The organism is Variovorax sp. HJSM1_2 (genome assembly GCF_049316285.1).
Taxonomy (GTDB): domain Bacteria; phylum Pseudomonadota; class Gammaproteobacteria; order Burkholderiales; family Burkholderiaceae_C; genus Rhodoferax_B.
The window spans coordinates 1-244 of sequence record NZ_JBMOXA010000068.1 but is presented as its reverse complement, the minus strand read 5'-3'; the positions used below and the strand labels follow the sequence as shown (position 1 = coordinate 244).

Here is a 244-nt window from a genome sequence, read left to right as displayed (position 1 = left end):
CCAATAATTCACTCAGGTTACTGGAAATTTGCTGTTGATATTCAGGATTTTGATCCACTTCACTAATTTCCGTTCGCAATTGATGAATAGTCAAATCATTTTGCTTGATCGTTGCAGTAAATTCTTCTAAACTATTTTTTAGAATAACCAGTTCATGATCGACCAATTGCTTTTCATAGGACAATCGAAGCTGTTCTTTCTCCAGCATCGTACTACGGATTATTATTTTTGATTTAGACCGATG

1 protein-coding gene is annotated in these 244 nt (G+C 34.4%); it reads right to left on the bottom strand.

Going from position 1 to position 244, the window contains the following annotated elements:
• On the bottom strand, positions 1–208 hold a 208-nt coding region (locus tag ACFQ95_RS25980), incomplete at its 3' end, for a hypothetical protein (protein WP_422835866.1).
• Positions 209–244: the final 36 nt, after the last annotated feature.